Annotated in this window: 14 protein-coding genes; 10 read left to right on the top strand and 4 right to left on the bottom strand. The window is 45.4% G+C overall.

Annotation, left to right across the window (positions count from 1 at the left end; genetic code table 11):
* The first annotated feature begins 234 nt into the window (after positions 1-234).
* The gene (locus tag KCV09_RS11925; RefSeq protein WP_004933517.1) at positions 235-2,169 is read left to right on the top strand and encodes an ATP-binding cassette domain-containing protein; all 1,935 of its coding nucleotides are present in this window, start codon (positions 235-237) and stop codon (positions 2,167-2,169) included.
* A 55-nt stretch (positions 2,170-2,224) separates the two neighbouring features.
* On the opposite strand, the gene gyrB is transcribed toward KCV09_RS11925, so the two are convergent.
* The 4 genes from gyrB to dnaA form a co-directional block, all read right to left on the bottom strand.
* Positions 2,225-4,693, bottom strand: a complete 2,469-nt coding sequence (gyrB, locus tag KCV09_RS11930; protein WP_004933512.1) for a DNA topoisomerase (ATP-hydrolyzing) subunit B — start codon at positions 4,691-4,693, stop codon at positions 2,225-2,227.
* A 47-nt stretch (positions 4,694-4,740) separates the two neighbouring features.
* A complete protein-coding gene (gene recF, locus KCV09_RS11935; RefSeq protein ID WP_151815790.1) occupies positions 4,741-5,823 on the bottom strand; it encodes a DNA replication/repair protein RecF in 1,083 nt (360 codons plus the stop codon).
* 15 nt (positions 5,824-5,838) lie between these two features.
* The gene (dnaN, locus tag KCV09_RS11940) at positions 5,839-6,987 is read right to left on the bottom strand and encodes a DNA polymerase III subunit beta (RefSeq protein WP_004933506.1); all 1,149 of its coding nucleotides are present in this window, start codon (positions 6,985-6,987) and stop codon (positions 5,839-5,841) included.
* A gap of 162 nt (positions 6,988-7,149) precedes the next feature.
* On the bottom strand, positions 7,150-8,544 hold the full coding sequence (gene dnaA, locus KCV09_RS11950) for a chromosomal replication initiator protein DnaA (protein WP_149931034.1): 1,395 nt from the start codon (positions 8,542-8,544) through the stop codon (positions 7,150-7,152).
* 662 nt (positions 8,545-9,206) lie between these two features.
* Here dnaA and rpmH point away from each other — a divergent pair.
* From rpmH to KCV09_RS11995, 9 genes are all read left to right on the top strand, one after another.
* Positions 9,207-9,341, top strand: coding sequence for a 50S ribosomal protein L34 (gene rpmH, locus KCV09_RS11955; protein WP_000831329.1), 135 nt, complete (start codon positions 9,207-9,209; stop codon positions 9,339-9,341).
* A gap of 23 nt (positions 9,342-9,364) precedes the next feature.
* The gene (rnpA, locus tag KCV09_RS11960) at positions 9,365-9,760 is read left to right on the top strand and encodes a ribonuclease P protein component (RefSeq protein ID WP_171076850.1); all 396 of its coding nucleotides are present in this window, start codon (positions 9,365-9,367) and stop codon (positions 9,758-9,760) included.
* Positions 9,761-9,770: 10 nt separating this feature from the next.
* The gene (gene yidD / locus KCV09_RS11965; protein WP_151815641.1) at positions 9,771-10,091 is read left to right on the top strand and encodes a membrane protein insertion efficiency factor YidD; all 321 of its coding nucleotides are present in this window, start codon (positions 9,771-9,773) and stop codon (positions 10,089-10,091) included.
* 5 nt (positions 10,092-10,096) lie between these two features.
* Entirely contained in the window at positions 10,097-11,845 is a 1,749-nt protein-coding gene (yidC, locus tag KCV09_RS11970; protein WP_004933491.1) for a membrane protein insertase YidC, read from the top strand.
* A 96-nt stretch (positions 11,846-11,941) separates the two neighbouring features.
* The gene (gene mnmE / locus KCV09_RS11975; protein ID WP_004944540.1) at positions 11,942-13,297 is read left to right on the top strand and encodes a tRNA uridine-5-carboxymethylaminomethyl(34) synthesis GTPase MnmE; all 1,356 of its coding nucleotides are present in this window, start codon (positions 11,942-11,944) and stop codon (positions 13,295-13,297) included.
* Positions 13,298-13,774: 477 nt separating this feature from the next.
* Positions 13,775-14,842: an HlyD family secretion protein gene (locus KCV09_RS11980; protein WP_104125293.1), complete on the top strand. Its 1,068-nt coding sequence runs from the start codon at positions 13,775-13,777 to the stop codon at positions 14,840-14,842.
* 36 nt (positions 14,843-14,878) lie between these two features.
* Positions 14,879-16,429 carry a DHA2 family efflux MFS transporter permease subunit gene (locus tag KCV09_RS11985; RefSeq protein WP_212515204.1) on the top strand — a complete coding sequence of 517 codons (1,551 nt, stop codon included), beginning with the start codon at positions 14,879-14,881 and terminating at the stop codon, positions 16,427-16,429.
* 213 nt (positions 16,430-16,642) lie between these two features.
* Positions 16,643-17,401: a hypothetical protein gene (locus KCV09_RS11990; protein WP_228301593.1), complete on the top strand. Its 759-nt coding sequence runs from the start codon at positions 16,643-16,645 to the stop codon at positions 17,399-17,401.
* Positions 17,398-19,002 carry a GH3 family domain-containing protein gene (locus KCV09_RS11995; protein ID WP_212515206.1) on the top strand — a complete coding sequence of 535 codons (1,605 nt, stop codon included), beginning with the start codon at positions 17,398-17,400 and terminating at the stop codon, positions 19,000-19,002. Before KCV09_RS11990 ends, KCV09_RS11995 begins: the two co-directional genes overlap by 4 nt.
* The last annotated feature ends 4 nt before the right edge of the window (positions 19,003-19,006 follow it).

Raw genomic sequence — 19,006 nt, forward strand, 5'->3', positions numbered from 1 at the left:
GCACATTTTTTATTCATATTGTTTCATTGTCATATTATTCATTTTCTTTAATTATTTGTTTTTTAATGGATAAATAAATTATTTGATCATTTCGATTCTTTTTTCCTATGGACTGCCGAGTCACCTTTTGACTTTAAACGATCTCGCGTATTGTTGTCGAGATGAAATTTTTGTCTTCATCTGCGGATGTCTTTAGAATAGCGCTACTGTTTTCTGCATAGCGTCACTTTCTCCATGATTCAACTTGATCAATTTTCAGTTCGCCGTGGCGGACGCGTCTTATTTCAAAAAGCTTCAATGCAATTGCATCCGGGCTGGAAAATTGGTCTCACGGGGGTCAACGGGGCTGGAAAATCCACCCTGTTTGCTGCGTTGTTAGGCGGCATAGAATCGGACAGCGGCAGTTTAACCCGCCCGAATGTCTGGACTGTGGCGCACATGGCACAGGAAATTCAAGCACTGAACATGAAAGCGATCGATTTCGTGTTGTCGGGTGATGAAGAATACTGGACCATTCAGCACCAACTCGAGCATCCAGATCAACTGAGTAACGACGAGCTGGCACACCTATACAGTCGTTTTGATGAAATTAACGGTTATGCAGCCGCGGCCAAGGCATCCCAACTTATGGCCGGTTTAGGATTTTTCGACTATCAGTCACAATATGATGTCGCAAGCTTTTCAGGCGGTTGGCGAATGCGCTTGAATCTGGCACGTACACTGATGAGTCGCTCAGATTTACTCCTGCTCGACGAACCAACCAACCACTTAGACTTAGACGCGATTTTGTGGCTGGAAGACTGGCTCAAGGCATATGAAGGCACCTTGGTGTTGATTTCGCATGACCGTGATTTCCTCGATGCAATTACCGATCATATTCTGCATATCGAAAATCAACAGCTCACGCTATACACCGGTAATTACTCCACCTTTGAAACCACACGTGCAGAACGTCTCGCCCAACAACAACAGGCTTTTGAAAAGCAGCAAGAAACTCGCGCACATCTACAAAAATATATCGATCGTTTTAAAGCACAGGCCACCAAAGCTCGTCAGGCACAAAGCCGTATTAAGCAGTTAGAGCGAATGCAAGAACTGGCACCTGCCCATGTAGATACGCCGTTTACCTTTAGCTTTCGAGAGCCATCGAAAATGAGCTCACCACTGCTGGCACTTGAACACGCCGATATTGGTTATGGCGATAAATTGATTGTGACCAATGTCAATTTACAAATTACCCCGACCAGCCGGATTGGTCTACTGGGTATGAATGGTGCCGGAAAATCGACGCTGATCAAATCGCTGGTGGGTGATTTGGCGCTATTGCGGGGCACACGTTATGCCTCAGAGCTGCTCAATATCGGTTATTTTGCCCAGCATCAAATGGATGCCCTAGACGGTGCAGCCAGCCCAATGTTGCAATTGTCTCGTATTGCGGATAAAAAAATCAGTGAAGCCACACTGCGCGCATTTCTAGGCAGTTTTGGGTTTAGTGGTGAACGTATGGATACGCCGAGTGAGAGTTTTTCAGGCGGCGAGCGTGCGCGTCTGGCATTGGCATTGATTGTATGGCAGCGCCCTAATGTGTTGATTTTGGACGAACCTACCAACCATTTGGATCTGGATATGCGTCATGCACTGACCATGGCATTACAGGACTTTGAAGGTGCCGTGGTGCTGGTGTCGCACGAGCGTCAATTGATTGCCAGTGTATGTGATGAATTGATTTTGGTTCATGCAGGCAATAGTCGTGATTTTGATGGGGATTTACATGATTATGCCGACTGGCTTCGTCAGGCCCGTAATGATCTGATGAAGCAAGGTCAACAGCCGGCAGCGCCAGTTCAATCCAAAGTTGAGGCACAACCGGTCATTTCAAAACTGGACAAAGAAGCACAGCGTAAAGAAGCTGCAAAACGTCGTGAACAGACGCGTCCGATTCGAAAAAATATTGAGAAGCTTGAAAGCCAGATCGGTCGCTTGCAGCCGCGTTTGGCTGAAATTGAAATCGCACTGGGCGATAGCTCAATTTACGATGCAGCACGTAAAGATGAGTTACTTAAGCTCATGAACGAGCAAACCGAGCTTAAACAACAGCTTGAACAGGCGGAAGAACAAATGCTCGGGCTCATGATGGAGCTGGAAGAACTGGAAAGTTCCTTTGATTAAGCCAAGCACACTGAAATAAAAAAAGGCGCCTTGAGGCGCCTTTTTTTATTGAGCATTAAGCATCGATATCGGCATTTAATGCATTTTCTTCGATAAACGCACGACGCGGTTCTACGTCATCACCCATCAAACAGCTAAACATACGATCTGCTTCAATGGCATCATCGATGGTCACTTGCAGCATATGACGGTTTTCTGGATCCATAGTGGTTTCCCATAACTGCTCGGCATTCATCTCGCCCAATCCTTTGTAGCGCTGAATCATCATGCCACGACGCGAGTCTTGCAAAATTTGCTGCCACACCTGATGGAAATTACTCACAGGAATGCGTCGCTCACCTTTTTGCAAATAAGCACCCTCTTCGATCAACTTGAACCAGCTTTTCGAATTTTTTAGCAAACGTGCATATTCGGCTGAATTGAGCAGACCGGCATCGAGCAGGTAATGATGCGGTAAATTGTGGACATAGACCGTGATACGTGGCCAGCAATGAATCGATTTTTCGCCTGTTGGAGATTCACGTTCAAAGCTTTCCAGACTCACTTCAGGACGCAAGCTTGGCTGTAATTTTGCAATCACTTGACCGAGCTGCTCAGCCCATTGCTCGACATACGGACGATCATGGCTTTGATCGGCTTTAAATGGCTCTACTTCAAGTAAACCATCGAGTAAGGTCGCAGGATAACGCTGGGTTAAACGTTGCAAGCTCTTTTGCGATACCTTGTAATCGTCAATCACGCTCGCCAAAGCTTGACCCGTAATGGCTGGTGCATCGGCGCTGATGTGTAAGGCCAAGTCATCGATGGCATTTGAAATCAAGAAGGTTTCGAGTGCATCGTTGTCTTTGAGATACTGTTCTTGCTTGCCTTTTTTGAGCTTATATAAAGGTGGCTGCGCAATATAGATATGACCACGCTCGACCAACTCCGGCATTTGACGGAAGAAGAATGTAAGCAGCAAGGTACGAATATGCGAGCCATCGACGTCGGCATCGGTCATGATGATGACTTTGTGATAACGCAACTTATCTGGGTTATATTCTTCGCGGCCAATACCACAGCCCAAGGCCGTAATTAAAGTGCCCACTTCCTGACTTGAAATCATCTTGTCGAAGCGCGCACGTTCCACGTTCAAAATTTTACCTTTGAGCGGCAAAATGGCCTGCATCTTGCGGTTACGACCCTGTTTGGCGCTACCACCTGCCGAGTCACCCTCGACCAGATACAGCTCAGACAATGCAGGATCTTTTTCTTGGCAGTCGGCTAATTTACCCGGCAAACCCGCAATATCTAACGCACTTTTACGACGCGTCATCTCACGCGCTTTACGCGCCGCATCACGCGCACGCGCCGCATCGATAATTTTTCCTGCAATTGATTTCGCCGCTTGCGGATTTTCCAGCAAATAGGCCGAGAATTCCTTGTTCATGGCTTGCTCAACCGCAGGCTTCACTTCACTTGAAACCAATTTTTCTTTGGTTTGTGATGAAAACTTAGGATCCGGCACTTTAACCGAAATGATGGCAGTCAAACCTTCACGTGCATCGTCACCAGTCACACTGACTTTTTCTTTCTTGAGAATATTCTCACTCTCAAGATAGCTGTTTAATCCACGTGTCAGTGCGGCACGGAAACCCGCCAAATGTGTTCCGCCATCTTTTTGCGGAATATTATTGGTAAAACAGCGAACATTTTCCTGATAGCTGTCGTTCCACTGAAGCGCAACTTCAACCCCAATACCGTTATCGGCATCGGCAGTAAAATGAAAGATATCGTTGAGATGAGTTTTGCCTTCGTTGATGTATTTTACAAACTCTGACAAACCGCCTTCATAAGCATAAATATGCTCAAAGTTCACACGCTCATCACGCAAGACAATTTTTACACCGGCATTTAAGAATGACAACTCTCTTAAACGACGCGCTAAAATGTCGACACTAAAAATAGTTTGGCTGAACGTTTCAGCACTTGGCCAAAAACGCACTGTTGTTCCTGTGGTGGTGGTTTCACCGACCACTTTAAGCGGATATTTTGGATCGCCGTGCTGATATTCCTGCTCATGAATCTGACCGGCGCGATGAATCGTTAGTTGCAATTTGCTAGATAACGCATTCACCACCGACACGCCTACACCGTGTAAGCCACCAGACACTTTATAACTGTTGTCGTCAAACTTACCGCCGGCATGCAAAATGGTCAGGATGACTTCTGCGGCAGAAACCCCTTCTTCTGGGTGAATATCGGTTGGAATTCCACGGCCGTTATCCGAGACACTGACCGATTCATCTTCATGAATGGTGACAATAATTTCGTCACAATGTCCAGCCAACGCTTCATCAATCGCATTATCGACGACTTCAAACACCATGTGGTGCAAGCCAGTCCCATCGTCAGTATCACCAATATACATGCCCGGACGTTTACGAACAGCATCCAGCCCACGTAATACCTTGATACTAGAGGAATCATACGCCTTTTCAATTGTTTGTTCTGTTGGAGAGGCAGATTGCGATTCTGAACTCATGGTTTCTCCCTAGCAAAAATTAGGTCTATCCAAAGATGGGTAAAAAATCAACGTGAAACAGCATGAACTTGACCATGGTCAACATTGTATAATTGATAAGAAATAGACAGATCATCTAAATGTTGAGTCACAGCCTGATGATCTAAAGTGGTAATAAAAACTTGACTACCCAATTGGCTCAATCGTTCAATTAAACGTCGTTGCGCGTTACTATCTAATTCTGCTGTCAGATCATCTAATAATACCACAGTTTCCTTATTACTCGCATGTAACATTGCAATCTGTGACAGTTTTAATGCCATCATGAGCAATTTCTTTTGCCCACGTGACAAGACATCATCCGCTGCACCGAGTGGCGTTTTTAAGCGTAAATCGGCACGGTGCGGACCGTATTCGGTGTAGCGTCGTTCAAGGTCTTTTTCATGATAATTGAGCAGATCTTGCCACAGCCCGACCTCAGTATGAAATCCAGGACTGTATTCCAGCTCGATCTCAAGCTGAGGAAGCAAATGCGCAAGATCTTGCTGAAAAAACCCTTTCCAGCGCTCGACTGTGACCAGACGCTGCGAATGCAGCATTTCGCCGTAATCACTGAGCATTTTGTTCCACGGTTCAAGTTCAGCCAGCGTGAGCTGCCGCTTGGTTTTGAGCAGCATATTACGCTGCTTGAGCGCGCGTGAATAATATTGCCAAGCAAAATAAAACTCGGGTTCCACGTGGAACATCAACCAATCGAGTAGTTGTCGACGCGGCTTGGCGCCGTAATCGATAATGTCAGTACTTTGTGGGTCTAGATGTTGTAAAGGCAATAGTTTGGCCAATTGACCTTGAGTGGCGACGGTGTCGCCATTGACCTTGATCAATTGCTCACCCGATGCCAGCTTTTGCATACCAATTTTTTCAGATATCGATTGGGCAAAAACAATCGCATCCTGCGCATCGTGCTGAATATAATGTTTCGGCATATGCGTTCGAAAAGAACGCCCGGTCGCCAAGAGATGTATCGCCTCTAAAATCGAGGTTTTTCCAGAGCCGTTTGCGCCGTAAAAAATATTAAACGGTTGCAATCCACAAAGAGCAACCGTTTTTAAATTGCGCACACGTTCGATGTTTAAACGCGTAATTTGCATCAGCGGATCGGCAGGTTATACGCGCATTGGCATGACCACATAGGTCTGATCAGGATGCGCAGCGTCTTGTACCAAAACCGACTGATTGGCTTCAGTCATACTCATACTCACATCGTCGCCATCTAAAACATTCAGTACTTCGAGTAAATACTGCGCATTAAATGACATTTCGAGTGGTGTATTTTGATACTGAATTGCTAAATCTTCAATCGCTTCATCTTGCTCTGGGTTATTCGCACGCAGTTGCAAAACGTCTGGATTAAAATTCAAAAACACGCCACGCAACTTTTCATTACTCAAGATTGCCACACGCTGCAACGACTGCTTAAAGACATCGTGAGCGATTTGCACATGCTTGTCGCCACCACGTGGAATAACGCGGCGATAATCTGGAAATTTGCCATCAATCAGCTTGGTGGTAAAGCGTACCGTAATCGGATGCTGCTCTTTGTCACGGTTGGCAATATGAATGGTCACATTTAACAGTTCACGTCCAATCAACAGGCTCAGTTGATCATCTTCAATACTCAATAGACGCTGTAACTCACCCACTGCCTTTCGTGGCACAATCGCCTGTACCGCTTGAGTCGCTGTTGAGGACGCCTGAACTTCACATAAAGCCAAACGGTGACCGTCGGTGGTCACTGCACGTAACTGATTTTGATCAATTTCAAGCAAAGTGCCTGTTAAATAAAAACGTACATCTTGCACCGCCATGGCAAAAGATGTTTTTTCAAATAATCGCTTTAATTCACGCTGAGTCACCTGAACCTGTGTGCCCTGACTGCTTTCTGTGGTCAGCAGTGGATAATCTTCAGCAGGTAAAGTCCCCAGCACAAAGCGGCTATTGCCCGACTTTAAAATACAACGCTGATCTTCAGTAATTTGCAGATCAATCAGTGCCGCAGAAGGAAGAGATTTACAAATATCGACCAGTTTACGTGCTGGAACTGTAGTTTCACCGACTTCAAGGCAAGCCCCCTCTGCCAGTGTGGTGCTGGCCACCAATTCCACTTCCAGATCAGATCCAGTGATGGTCAAAGCCTGCGCATTAGCCTGAATTTTCACATTGGAAAGAATATTCAATGTATGGCGACGCTCCACGGCACCGACCACATGAGAGAGAACATTGAGTAAACTTTCTTTGGCTATTTTTAGTCGCACGTTTTAACCCTTAAACTCAAAAAAACTAAAAAGTATTCTAACCTAAATTGTCTGAAAAGATAGGATGAAAATTGCGATCCGATGTTGACGGTTAACACGATTACGAAATGGCCTGAATCACTTGATCAGGCCATGCAGCGATAAAAAGTGTATGAAGAACATCTAGCTTTGCAACAAACGCAGCAAATTCTTGTAATCTTCATTAAAAATAGGATCGTCCTGCCTTAAGCTCTGCACTTTTTCGCAGGCATGCATGACCGTACTATGATCACGCCCACCAAAAGCCATGCCAATTTCAGGGAAACTGTCGCCGGTGAGTTCACGTGCCAAGCCCATTGCCAACTGACGTGGACGGGCATAAATACGGGTACGTTTAGGTCCAATTAATTCTTTTAAAGGTATACGGAAATATTCACTGACCACACGCTGAATATTTTCCACACTGATGGTTCGCGCACGAATCGCCAGCACGTCTTTGAGTGATTCTCGGACCACATCCAGATCGATCTGCGAGCCTTTAAAGCGTGCAATCGCGACCACTTTATTTAATGCACCTTCAAGTTCACGCACATTGGCCACCACTTGCTGTGCAATAAACAATGCACAGTTACGCGGTAAATCCACGCCGCTGTTCTCTGCTTTTTTAAGTAAAATTTCGATACGTGTTTCAATATCGGGTGGCTCGACGCCCACCGATAATCCCCAAGAAAAACGTGAAACCAAACGCGGATCGAGTTCGGTTAATTCTTTTGGATAACGATCTGAGGTCAGAATAATCTGTTTTGACTCATCAAGCAGCGCATTAAAGGTATAGAAAAACTCAACCAAACTGGCTTCTTTACCGGCCAGCAAATGGATATCGTCGACTAAAAGTAAATCCAGTGAACGACAATTTTTCTTAAATTCTTCTACTTTGCCTTTTTGCAATGAACTGACAAAGTCCTGTACGAAACTCTCTGCCGTCATATACATCACGCGTGCATTTGGCTTGGCTTGTAACAGTGCATTGCCCACCGCTTGCATCAAGTGAGTCTTACCCAATCCGGTCGGGCCATACAAAAATAACGGATTATGCTGAGAGGCACCTAACTGTGTGAGCACTTTACGACAAGTTTCGGCAGCCATCTGGTTGGAGCGACCTTCAACAAATAGCGAAAAGGTAAACAGTGGATTGAGTAAACGCTTTTTTGAATTTAAAACTTTCGCATTCGATACAGGTGCGGTATCGGTGCTGTCTTTTTTGACTTTATTGATTACGGGTGCTGTGGATAACGCTGCCGTCGTGGTTGCGGGTTGTTCAGCTGGGGATAAAATTGCGCCCGGACGTGAGTCGACCAAAATCTCGACCTGACGGATTCGGCCTTCAGACAACTGTTCGGCCAAAATAGAAATTAATTCAAGGTGATGTTCTTGTATATAACGCGTCCAGTAAGGATTTGGCGCGTATAGACGTAGACGATCCTCCGTCTCTTCGGCTACCAAAGGACGAATCCACATCGCAAAGACATTATCAGAGAGCTCTTGTCGCAAGCGAGTTAAGCAGTCCGTCCAAAGCATGTGAATCCCCTTAATTTAAATTCAAAAACCACAATATCCACCCACCCTTCTTGAAAAGGGGTGGCCATTCTAACCAAGTTATCCACATCTGTCATGAAGGATTATCTTGATTTTGTCTAAAAAGAAAACGCTTACGCTATAAATTTAAATTCAATTGACTTGTGGATAAGGTTTTCCACATCCTGTGGATAGTTTTTAGCGATAAGTTATCCACAATCTGTAAATGTGATTGAAACAAGCTTATCCACAACCCATCTTATTGGTTTTTAAATTTAAAATAGGCTATTCCACAGAAAAAGTTATCCCTAATAAGAATAAATTTAAATTTTAAAATTTGAATTTATTTAATAAGCGTTCATGTCTTGTGGATAATTTAGCGAGATATGAATTTAAATTCAAATCAAGAGGATGACGCTATCGATCAAGTTAAAGCTGTTGATAAGGTTGAGAATAAGTGTCAAATATACAAAAAAATGCCATAAATCTAAAGTATTAGTTTGTGTATAACTTTTGTGTGATCTTTCAAGTACTGGTTTTGCCAGATATGATCTGAGCTCTCGACAGACATTTAAATGTAAAGATTCCTGTTTTTCATTGACAGTGTAAAGATTGCACAATACAATCGCGAACCTTTACAGAAAGATCAATATGGGAGTTTCGACATGAAACGTACTTTCCAACCTTCGGAATTAAAACGTAAACGCGTTCATGGTTTCCGTGCTCGCATGGCTACAAAAGCTGGTCGTCAAGTATTGGCTCGCCGTCGTGCAAAAGGTCGTCACAGCTTAACTGTTTAATCACAGTTAGCTGATACGATCGGGTGATGACACTTTATAGCTTCAGCACAGAGGTAAGATTACGCTGTGCTGCAGATTACCAAGGTGTGTTTAATGGTGCGCTTTTTAAAGTGCATCAGCCCCACTTCTTGTTTCTTGCGAAACCGTCCGAGCACGCAAAAAGTCGCTTGGGGGTGATTGTCGCCAAGAAAAAAGTGCGCCGTGCGCACGAACGAAATAGAATAAAACGACTTGCTCGTGAAAGCTTTCGCTTGCATCAGCAACACGTCGGTTTACTTGATATTGTGGTCATGCCTAAGATAGGTATTGAAGCGGTATCTAATGCTGATTTGCATCAGCAGCTTGAGTTTGCTTGGCAAAAACTTTTTCGTCAGGCTAAAAAATATCAAAAAGTAGCTGTTTCTCCTTCTTTGCATTAGAGATGCGCCAATGGTTCGTATCCTTCATTGGTTGATTCGTTTTTATCAAATCGCAATTAGTCCGATGCTTGGTCCTCGTTGCCGGTATATTCCGACCTGTTCTCAGTATTCCCTCGAAGCAATTCATACGCATGGTGCAGTCAAAGGCACTGGACTGGCTATTCGCCGGATCTGCCGCTGTCATCCTTGGGGTAGATCGGGTTATGACCCCGTGCCGTCAAAAGCAATTCATTTTATTTCGTTTCAGCAAATAGATTCTCAAACGCATCACGTTGCTGTACCCTTTCGTGATCGTTTAATGAACCTAAATCACTCTAACCACTTGGGGTAATAGATATGCAACAATGGGCCAGGTTTGCAATTCTCGGGGCCATGTTTGTCACGGCATATTTGCTCATTTTGGCTTGGCAAAAAGATTATGGTCATGCAAATACACCCGTACAGCCACAAACGGCTGCTGCAGTGTCGCATGATGTGTCTGCTGATTTGCCAAATAGCCAAGCAGCTGCTACGTCTTCTGACGTACCGCAAGCAAATATTGCTGCCCAGCAAACACCGACAGCTGCTCCAGCATCTGTAAGTCAACAGCTTATTTCAATACAGACTGACCTTTATCACCTTTGGATCAATCCAAAAGGTGGTGATATTGTGCGTATTGAATTACTTAATCATGATCAAAGCAAAAACAGTGATCAACCGTTTGTAATGCTTGAAAGTGATGCCAAACGTACCTATGTCGCACAGTCGGGTTTGATTGGCTTAAATGGTCCTGACAGCAGCCGTGCAGGTCGTCCGGTGTATGATGTAGAAAAATCTGCATACACCTTAGCCGATGCTAAAGAAGTGAAAGACAAAGACGGCAAGCTGGTTAAAACGCTTACTGTTCCAATGGTCTACAAAACAGCAGATGGTGTGGAAATCATCAAGCGTTTTACTTTCAAGCAAGGCGATTATCCAGTTGTAGTGAGCTATCAGGTGGTCAACCGCAGTCAGCAAAACTGGCAGGGTCAAATGTTTGGTCAAATCAAACGAGACAACTCTGAAGATCCAGGCAAGTCTGATCAAGGTATCTTTACACTTGGCACTTTCTTAGGCGGTGCATGGGGTTCTCCTGACGAGCACTACAACAAGCTGAAGTTTGCCAACTTCTCAGACGAGAAGTTAAACGTAGAAGCCAAAGGTGGTTGGGTGGCGATGGTTCAGCACTATTTTGTAAGTGCATGGATTCCAGGTCATTTTGGTGAGCAGGCGTATACCGCCAAGCTTGAGTCGCGCAAATCTGCCGATAACATGAACATTATTGGTTTTACTTCTCCAACCATTAATGTGCCTGCGGGCAAAACCATGACCGTGGATGCGACGTTCTATTCGGGTCCAAAAATCCAATCTGAACTCAAAGATCTGGCTGTCGGACTCAATCAGACTGTCGATTATGGTTGGTTATGGCCAATCGCAAAACTACTGTTTATTGGTTTGCAATTCTTCCATAACATCGTGGGCAACTGGGGCTGGTCAATCATTTTATTGACCGTTTTAGTGAAACTCATCTTGTGGCCGCTGTCGTCGAAGAGCTATCGCTCGATGGCCAAAATGCGTGTGATTGCACCTGAAATGCAGCGTATGAAAGAAGAGTTTGGCGAAGACCGCATGCGTTTCTCCCAAGAAATGATGGCGCTTTACAAGCGTGAGCAAGTCAACCCGTTGTCTGGATGCTTACCGCTGTTGTTACAAATGCCAATTTTCTTGGCCTTGTACTGGGTGCTCATGGAAAGTGTCGAGCTTCGTCATGCACCATGGATGCTCTGGATTCAAGATTTGTCTGCAATGGACCCATGGTTTATCTTGCCGCTTTTGATGGGCGCGACCATGTTCATTCAGCAAATGCTGAACCCGCAACCGGCAGATCCAATGCAGGCTAAAGTGTTCCGCATTATGCCGATCATTTTCACGGTATTCATGTTGTTCTTCCCTGCTGGCTTGGTGTTGTACTGGATTGTCAACAACAGTATTACCATCACGCAGCAATGGTTTATCAACAAAAGCGTTGCTAAATCACGTGAAAATAAAGTTGAAACGACCTCGTAATTGAGCGAGACGCAACAGCTGAATAAATCCGCTTAAGATGTTACGCTTAAGCGGATTTTTTATTGAACCGCCTTCTTTTTGTTTTTAGGTTTTTGTATGCACTATCAAAGCACAATCGCCGCAATTGCCACTGCGCCCGGGCGTGGCGGTGTGGGCATGATCCGCTTGTCAGGCCCTAAAGCCTACGCAATTGCCGAGCAGTTGACCGCTAAGGCCTTGCCCAAAGCCCGAATGGCCGGCTTTCGACAGTTTTACGATGCACAGGCACAGGTGATGGATGAGGGATTGCTACTGTGCTTTCCAAATCCTCACTCTTTTACTGGCGAAGATGTCGTGGAGATTCAGGGACACGGCGGGCCGGTGATTTTAAATGCCATCTTGGGCCGGCTACTCGAACTTGGAGCACAAGCTGCCAAAGCGGGTGAATTTTCCATGCGCGCCTTTGAAAATGGCAAACTGGATCTGGTGCAGGCCGAGTCAATTGCCGATTTGATTGATGCCACTTCACAGGCCGCTGCACGTTCAGCAGTACGCTCATTACAAGGCGCATTTTCAGTTAAGATCAATGCAGTACTGGAAAAGTTGATCCATTTACGCCTGCATGTAGAAGCTGCGATTGATTTTCCTGAAGAGGAAATTGATTTTCTGGCCGATGGTAAGATTTTGGGATTACTCGAAGATGTCTGTGATTCGGTGTCTCAGGTTCAGCGTTCTGCACGTCAGGGACAATTACTACGTGAAGGTTTACAAGTGGTGATTGCAGGTAAACCCAATGCCGGTAAATCGAGTCTGCTCAATGCTCTGGCCGGAAATGAACGTGCCATTGTGACGGATATTGCGGGTACCACACGTGATGTGCTGCATGAAAAAATCAGTCTGAATGGATTGCCCATCACCCTCACCGATACGGCGGGACTGCGTGAGACAGGTGATGTGGTCGAAAAAGAAGGGATTCGCCGCGCCATCAAGGAAATCGAGCAAGCCGATCTGCTGTTATTGGTGTATGACTTGAGTCAAGGTGAGCATCCACTGGATTTGGCGCGGGAATATTTTGCTGAGCATTTAGATCCGCGTCGGCTGGTGCTTATTGGTAACAAATGTGATTTGATCGATACCCCTTCGCATGCCGAGCAGTTTGAAGGCTTTCGACATGTATGGGTTTCGGCCAAACAAGAAACCGGTGTTCAGGCGCTCATAGAAGCGATTACAGCGCATGCGGGCTTTCAACCTGAAGAAGATACCTTTATTGCCCGTACTCGTCATATCGATGCAATGAAGCGCACTCAGCTACATTTGCATGAGGCACGTGAGCAACTGGTGGTGTATCACGCAGGTGAGTTGGTGGCCGAATCGTTGCGTCTGGCTCAAAACGCTTTATCGGAAATTACTGGTGAATTTAGTGCCGATGACTTGTTAGGCAAAATTTTTGGCTCATTTTGTATTGGCAAATAATAGTCATTCTCATGTATAATTCAAAGCATTTCCCTTTTTTTAGGGAAATGCTTTTTTATTTTTTTTATCATTGATTTTCAATCATTTTTTAATTCTTCTTTTTAATTTTTTTGCTTAACTTGAGCAAATTGCACCCAAAATACTGAAAAATTCGGTAAATCAGTTAATTTTTCATGTAATTGACACGATTCACAATACACACTATTGTTTGTGACCCAGGAGTTTAATGATTATTAATTTGACAATTTACGCACTTCATTTGGGTTAAAGTGTCAAATAGATAATAAAATTTAGATGAAAAATCACTTAATAATAATGTGTAGTTAGCGGGAAAGCATACGATTAGGGCAGACGCCTGTAGGGGAATCGTGCGACCTGTTTTTTCATCCTATTCAAGCTCCTCACCTATGATGCATTGATGCATGTTGCTGTGTAAAAAATAAGCATTTAAATTAAAGTGTTATAAGGTCAGACACAATGGATGAGCTTCCTGTTCCGCATAATCAGCCAGAACCTGATTATGCTCGTCGGAAAAAAATCGCTTGGGGGATTTTCACCCTTTTATTTTTAGGCATTCTGCTGGGGGTGTTGTATTACTGGTTTGTGTATCGTTTCTATGAGTCGACCGAAAATGCCTATGTTAAATCAGATTTAACTTGGATTATGCCCAAGGTTTCTGGTGAAGTGCTGGCACTTTATGTCCATGAAAATCAAACGATTGAAAAGGGTAAGCCATTGGTTGCACTGGATAATCGCGATTTACAAGCCCGTGCAGATCAAGCCAAAGCGATGGTGAATCTGAAACAAGCTGGTCTTTCGGTACAAACTGAAAATGAGAAATCCGCACAGGCCAGCATTCAAGAAGCCCAAAGTGCACGTGATGCGGCAGCGGCAGATGTAAGCCGCTTGAGCGCAGATTTTCGTCGTTATCAGCAATTACTGAAAGAGGGCGTGATTACACGTCAGCGTTTTGAAGCCACTCAGGCTGAATATTTGACTGCACAGGCACAGTTAAATAAGGCACAGGCAGCGATTCAAGCTGCACAGGCTCAGTTTTCCAGTGTTCAGGCGGGACGCACACAATTGTATGCCGATCTAGACAACGCCAAAGCCACCGTCAAACTTTACGATATCGATTTAAATGCTTCTGAAATTGTCGCGCCAGTATCTGGAAAAGTCGGCAGTCTCGCTGTTCAGATTGGTTCCAGAGTTAATCCACAAACTCGCCTGATGGCGATTATTCCCAGAAATAGCCTGTATGTAGAGGCCAATTTTAAAGAAACCCAGATCGAAAAAATGCGCGCAGGACAACGCGTGAGCTTGGTACTCGATGCCTATCCGAGTCTGACCTTTAATGGTCAGGTACAAAGTTTCTCTCCTGCTTCTGGTGCAACCTTTTCTATGATGCCGCCAGATAATGCCACGGGAAACTTTAACAAGGTGGTGCAACGCATTCCAGTGCGTATTTCGATTCTTCCACATCCGCAGATTGATCTGATCAAACCGGGGATGTCGGTGGTGGCCAAAGTGGATTTGAGAAGTTAACGAGGCTCAAACCATGATGCATGAGGATCGAACCACATGACCGTTTCAGCTCAGACTAACCAGTGGAATTTTGAACCTCGCGTGGCGTGGGTGATTTTTGTTGCCATGATTTTTGGCAACTTTATGGCCATTTTAGATATTCAGATTGTGGCCAGTTCACTCAATGAAATTCAGGCAGGCATGAGCGCCAGTCGCTATGAAGTCACTTGGGTGCAAACGGTCTATCTGATTGCTGAAATTATCGCGATTCCGATGTCGAGTGTTTTGTCGCGAATCCTTTCAACCCGTGTTTACTATACCTTGTGCGCGGTCGGATTTACCTTCAGTTCACTATTATGTGCACTGGCATGGAATCTAGAAAGCTTATTGGTGTTTCGCGCCTTACAAGGCTTTATGGGCGGCGGGATGATCCCGACATCTATGACCGCGCTATTTTTACTGTTTCCCGAAGCCAAACGTGCAGTGCCATTGGTGCTGTTTGGAATGATCAGTACCTTGGGGCCCGCGATTGGGCCCACGATTGGTGGCTGGCTAACCACCAATTTTTCGTGGCACTGGATGTTCCTGATCAATATTATTCCGGGGATTATTATTTCGGTGGTGGTGTATGCCAATCCCGCGATTGACCGTGCCAATTATAAATTGGTTCGAGAACTGGACTGGTTTAGCTTGGTCGGCATGGCCATGTTTTTGGGAGGACTGGAGTATTTCCTCGACGAAGGTGGTCGCTATGACTGGTTTGCCGATGTCGGTGTACGGGTCGCTTTTTTGGTGAGTCTTCTGGGCGCGATGATTTTCTTTTATCGCAGTTTTGTGACCCCCAAACCTTTGCTGGACCTCAGTGTATTTAAAAATAAAAACTTCACCTTAAGCTGCATGATTACCTTTGTGATTGGCATGGCCTTGTATGGTTTGGGCTACATGATTCCAGTCTTTCTAGGGCAAGTACGCGAGATGAATAGCAGCCAGATTGGCCACATCATGATGGTCACCGGCATTGTGATGTTCTTCTTCGCGCCAGTGCTGGCATGGTTAATTCCAAACTTTGATGCGCGTAAAACAGTTTTTGTGGGCATGTTGATGGCGGCATTTGGTGTCTGGCTGAATGCGCATTTAACTACTCAAAGCGATTACGATTTTATGTTTTGGCCGCAAGTGTATCGGGGAATTGGCCTGATGATTTGCCTGATTGTGATTTCACAGTTGGCCATGAGTACCCTGCCCGAACACAAGATTGCCGATGCCAGCGGAATTTATAACCTGATGCGAAACATTGGCGGAGCCGTAGGGCTGGCGCTGATCAATTCACGTATCGACTGGCTGACGGCATGGCACAGCAATGAACTCAATAGTGGCCTCACTCCAGACAACTGGATTTTTGTCGAAAAGATGGCGCAATTGAAGGCGCAGTATGCTGAATTGGGCGATCTTTCAGAGCAGTTGGCCACGCAAGTCATTTACCGGCAAGTCCATTATCAAGCTCTTGCATCAAGCTTTAACGATTTATTGAAACTACTGGCCATCATCATGCTGGTGATGGCTTTTCTTACCTTTTTTATGGATCGGGGGAAAAAAGTCTCACTCTAAATGTTCAGGTTAGTGACCTATGGGGAAAAATATTGTTGCAGTAAAAAATAAGGCAATCCGGCCACTCGCTCTCAATGCTGGATGCCAGTTTAAACAAGAAATGTTTATTCATTATCAAAAATAATAGGGGTCAGTTTGATGTCATCTATCGAATTAACACAAGCCACCGAGGTGGTGAGCACAAAATCTAAAGCAAAACCACGCGGGCGTTACATGAAGCGTGAAGATATCTCTTCAGAATATCTAGACCAGATGTATGAAATTTATTCAGAGTATTATGCCAATACGCGTAAGTCGATCTTTTTGGAGGATTTTAAAAAGAAACACGGCGCTATTCTAATTTTGCACCCGAAGCGCAATGAAGTTGTGGGTTTTTCAACAGTAGCGCTCCATCAATTTACCCTCAACAATAAAAACTATACCTTCTTGTTTAGCGGCGATACCGTGATTCAAAAAGAATTCTGGGGCTGCCGCACCCTGCAAACCACCATGATGAAGCTGTTGATCAAACTGCGCTTTCGCTTTCCGTTTGATGAGCTGTATTGGCTCCTGATTTCGAAGGGCTACAAAACCTATCTACTTTTGGCCAATAACTATTTTGTTTACTACCCGCACCATGAGGGTAAGTACGCGCACCTGAAACCGATTGTCGAGCATTACTGCAAAACCTATTTTAATGAGTATTTTGATCACGACAGTGGTTTACTCAACTTTGGTAGTGACTATCAGCCCCTTAAAGCCGATGTTGCGCCAATTACGCAGCAGATGCGTCAGGATAATCCTAAAATCTCGTTTTTCGAGCGTGAAAATCCGACTTGGGTTCAGGGTACAGAATTACCATGTATTGGCCGTCTGGCATGGCAGGATGTACTTCGCTTTCCACTACGTATGCTGACCAAACCGGCCAGCAAGGGCAAACAAAGCAGCAAATCACGCCCATCCTACAATACCCCAGAAGGGGCATCTTCATGATGAAGTCCATGGCAATCACGCCGCTCTCGCATCAAGTGCTCAAGCTGTTCTGTCGTCAGACCGATCAGCGTTTTCAAAAGCAAAAAAATGCGCTTGAACAGGTGCAGCGTGAAAAACTTGAAAAGATTTTACAGATGTCTACACTCGCCCAGCAGGCGGGTGTGACCGATTATGAAAGCTTTAAAACACGTTTTCCGGTCACGCGCTATGCGCAGTGGCGTGACCAGATCACGGCCTGTCGAAGCAGTAAAACCACGCTGTCGAGTAGCAAGTTGGTGCGCTATCAGCCGACCAGCGGATCGAGTGAGCAGATTAAGTTTATCCCTTACACACAGGCATTTTTAGATGAACTCGATGCCGCAATTGCACCGTGGCTGTCGAGCATGTACCGTAAATGCAATCAACTCGATCGCGGCACGCATTACTGGTCGGTATCATGGTTACCCGAAAGCCAGCGTGAAGTACTCACAGATGAAAATCTCAACGACGACAGTGCATTGCTTGGTTTGGGAAAACGCATTTTATCGAAATTTACCCAAGCCGTACCGAGTGATGTCTCCTTTGCTGCCCAAGCCGATGATGCACTGTTTGCGACTTTATGCTATTTGGTGGCAGATGCAGATCTGGCCATGATGTCGGTGTGGAGTCCCACCTTTGCGTTGCAATTACTTGAAAAATTAAACGAGCAAGCCGAAGAGATTGTTCAGGTTTTACAAAGCGGAACGTGGCAGCAGCGTGCAGCTTCACTGCGTCAAGTCAAAGCACCACACCAGCCGCAGCGAGCGCTGTTGCTGGCTCGCCTGATGCAACAGTCACCACTGGATTATCAGCAGTTGTGGCCAAAACTGAGTCTGGTGTCGAGTTGGGATACCGCAGGCTCAAAACAATGGGCAGCCAGCTTACATGCAGCACTGCCGTTTGCGCAGTTTGAAGGGAAAGGATTATGGGCTACTGAAGGCGTAGTGACGATTCCCTACGACGATTGCTATCCTTTGGCCTATCACAGTCATTTTTATGAGTTTGAATACTTAAGTGGGCCGCGTCAGGGTGAAATCGTTGCTTCATGGGAACTGCAATTAAATGATCATGTCAGTCCAGTCCTCACGTCGGGTAATGGTTTATTACGTTACTGTCTCGACGACAGCCTGCGTGTGACCGGTTTTTTTGGTCAAGTGCCTTGTTTTGAGTTTCAGGGACGCCGTTTTGGTGTCGATCTGGTGGGGGAAAAGCTTTCTCCAGATGTCGCCCATAGCTTGATTGCGCAGCTTAAACAGCAACAGATACAGGCCGTTTCTCTGTTTGCGGTGGATACCCAGCAACAGGCCAAACCGTTTTATTGTGTTTTGGTAGAGGGTGAGACGAGCCAGCAGGTGTGTGTCCAGCAGATCGATCAGGCGCTTCGTCAGCACTTTCACTATGAGCTGGCACGTGACTTGGGGCAGCTCGATCAGCCACGCGTCTGTTATGTCGACAATGGCTGGGAAGCTTATAAGCACGTGGTCATGCGAGAAGGAATGATCGAGGGCAACATCAAGCCCGAACCGTTAAAAAAAGTCACTTTATCGAGCCTTGAACACATGCTATGTGCCGAGCCTGTCTAGCGGG

Source organism: Acinetobacter soli, assembly GCF_018139125.1.
GTDB classification, from domain to species: Bacteria; Pseudomonadota; Gammaproteobacteria; order Pseudomonadales; family Moraxellaceae; genus Acinetobacter; species Acinetobacter soli.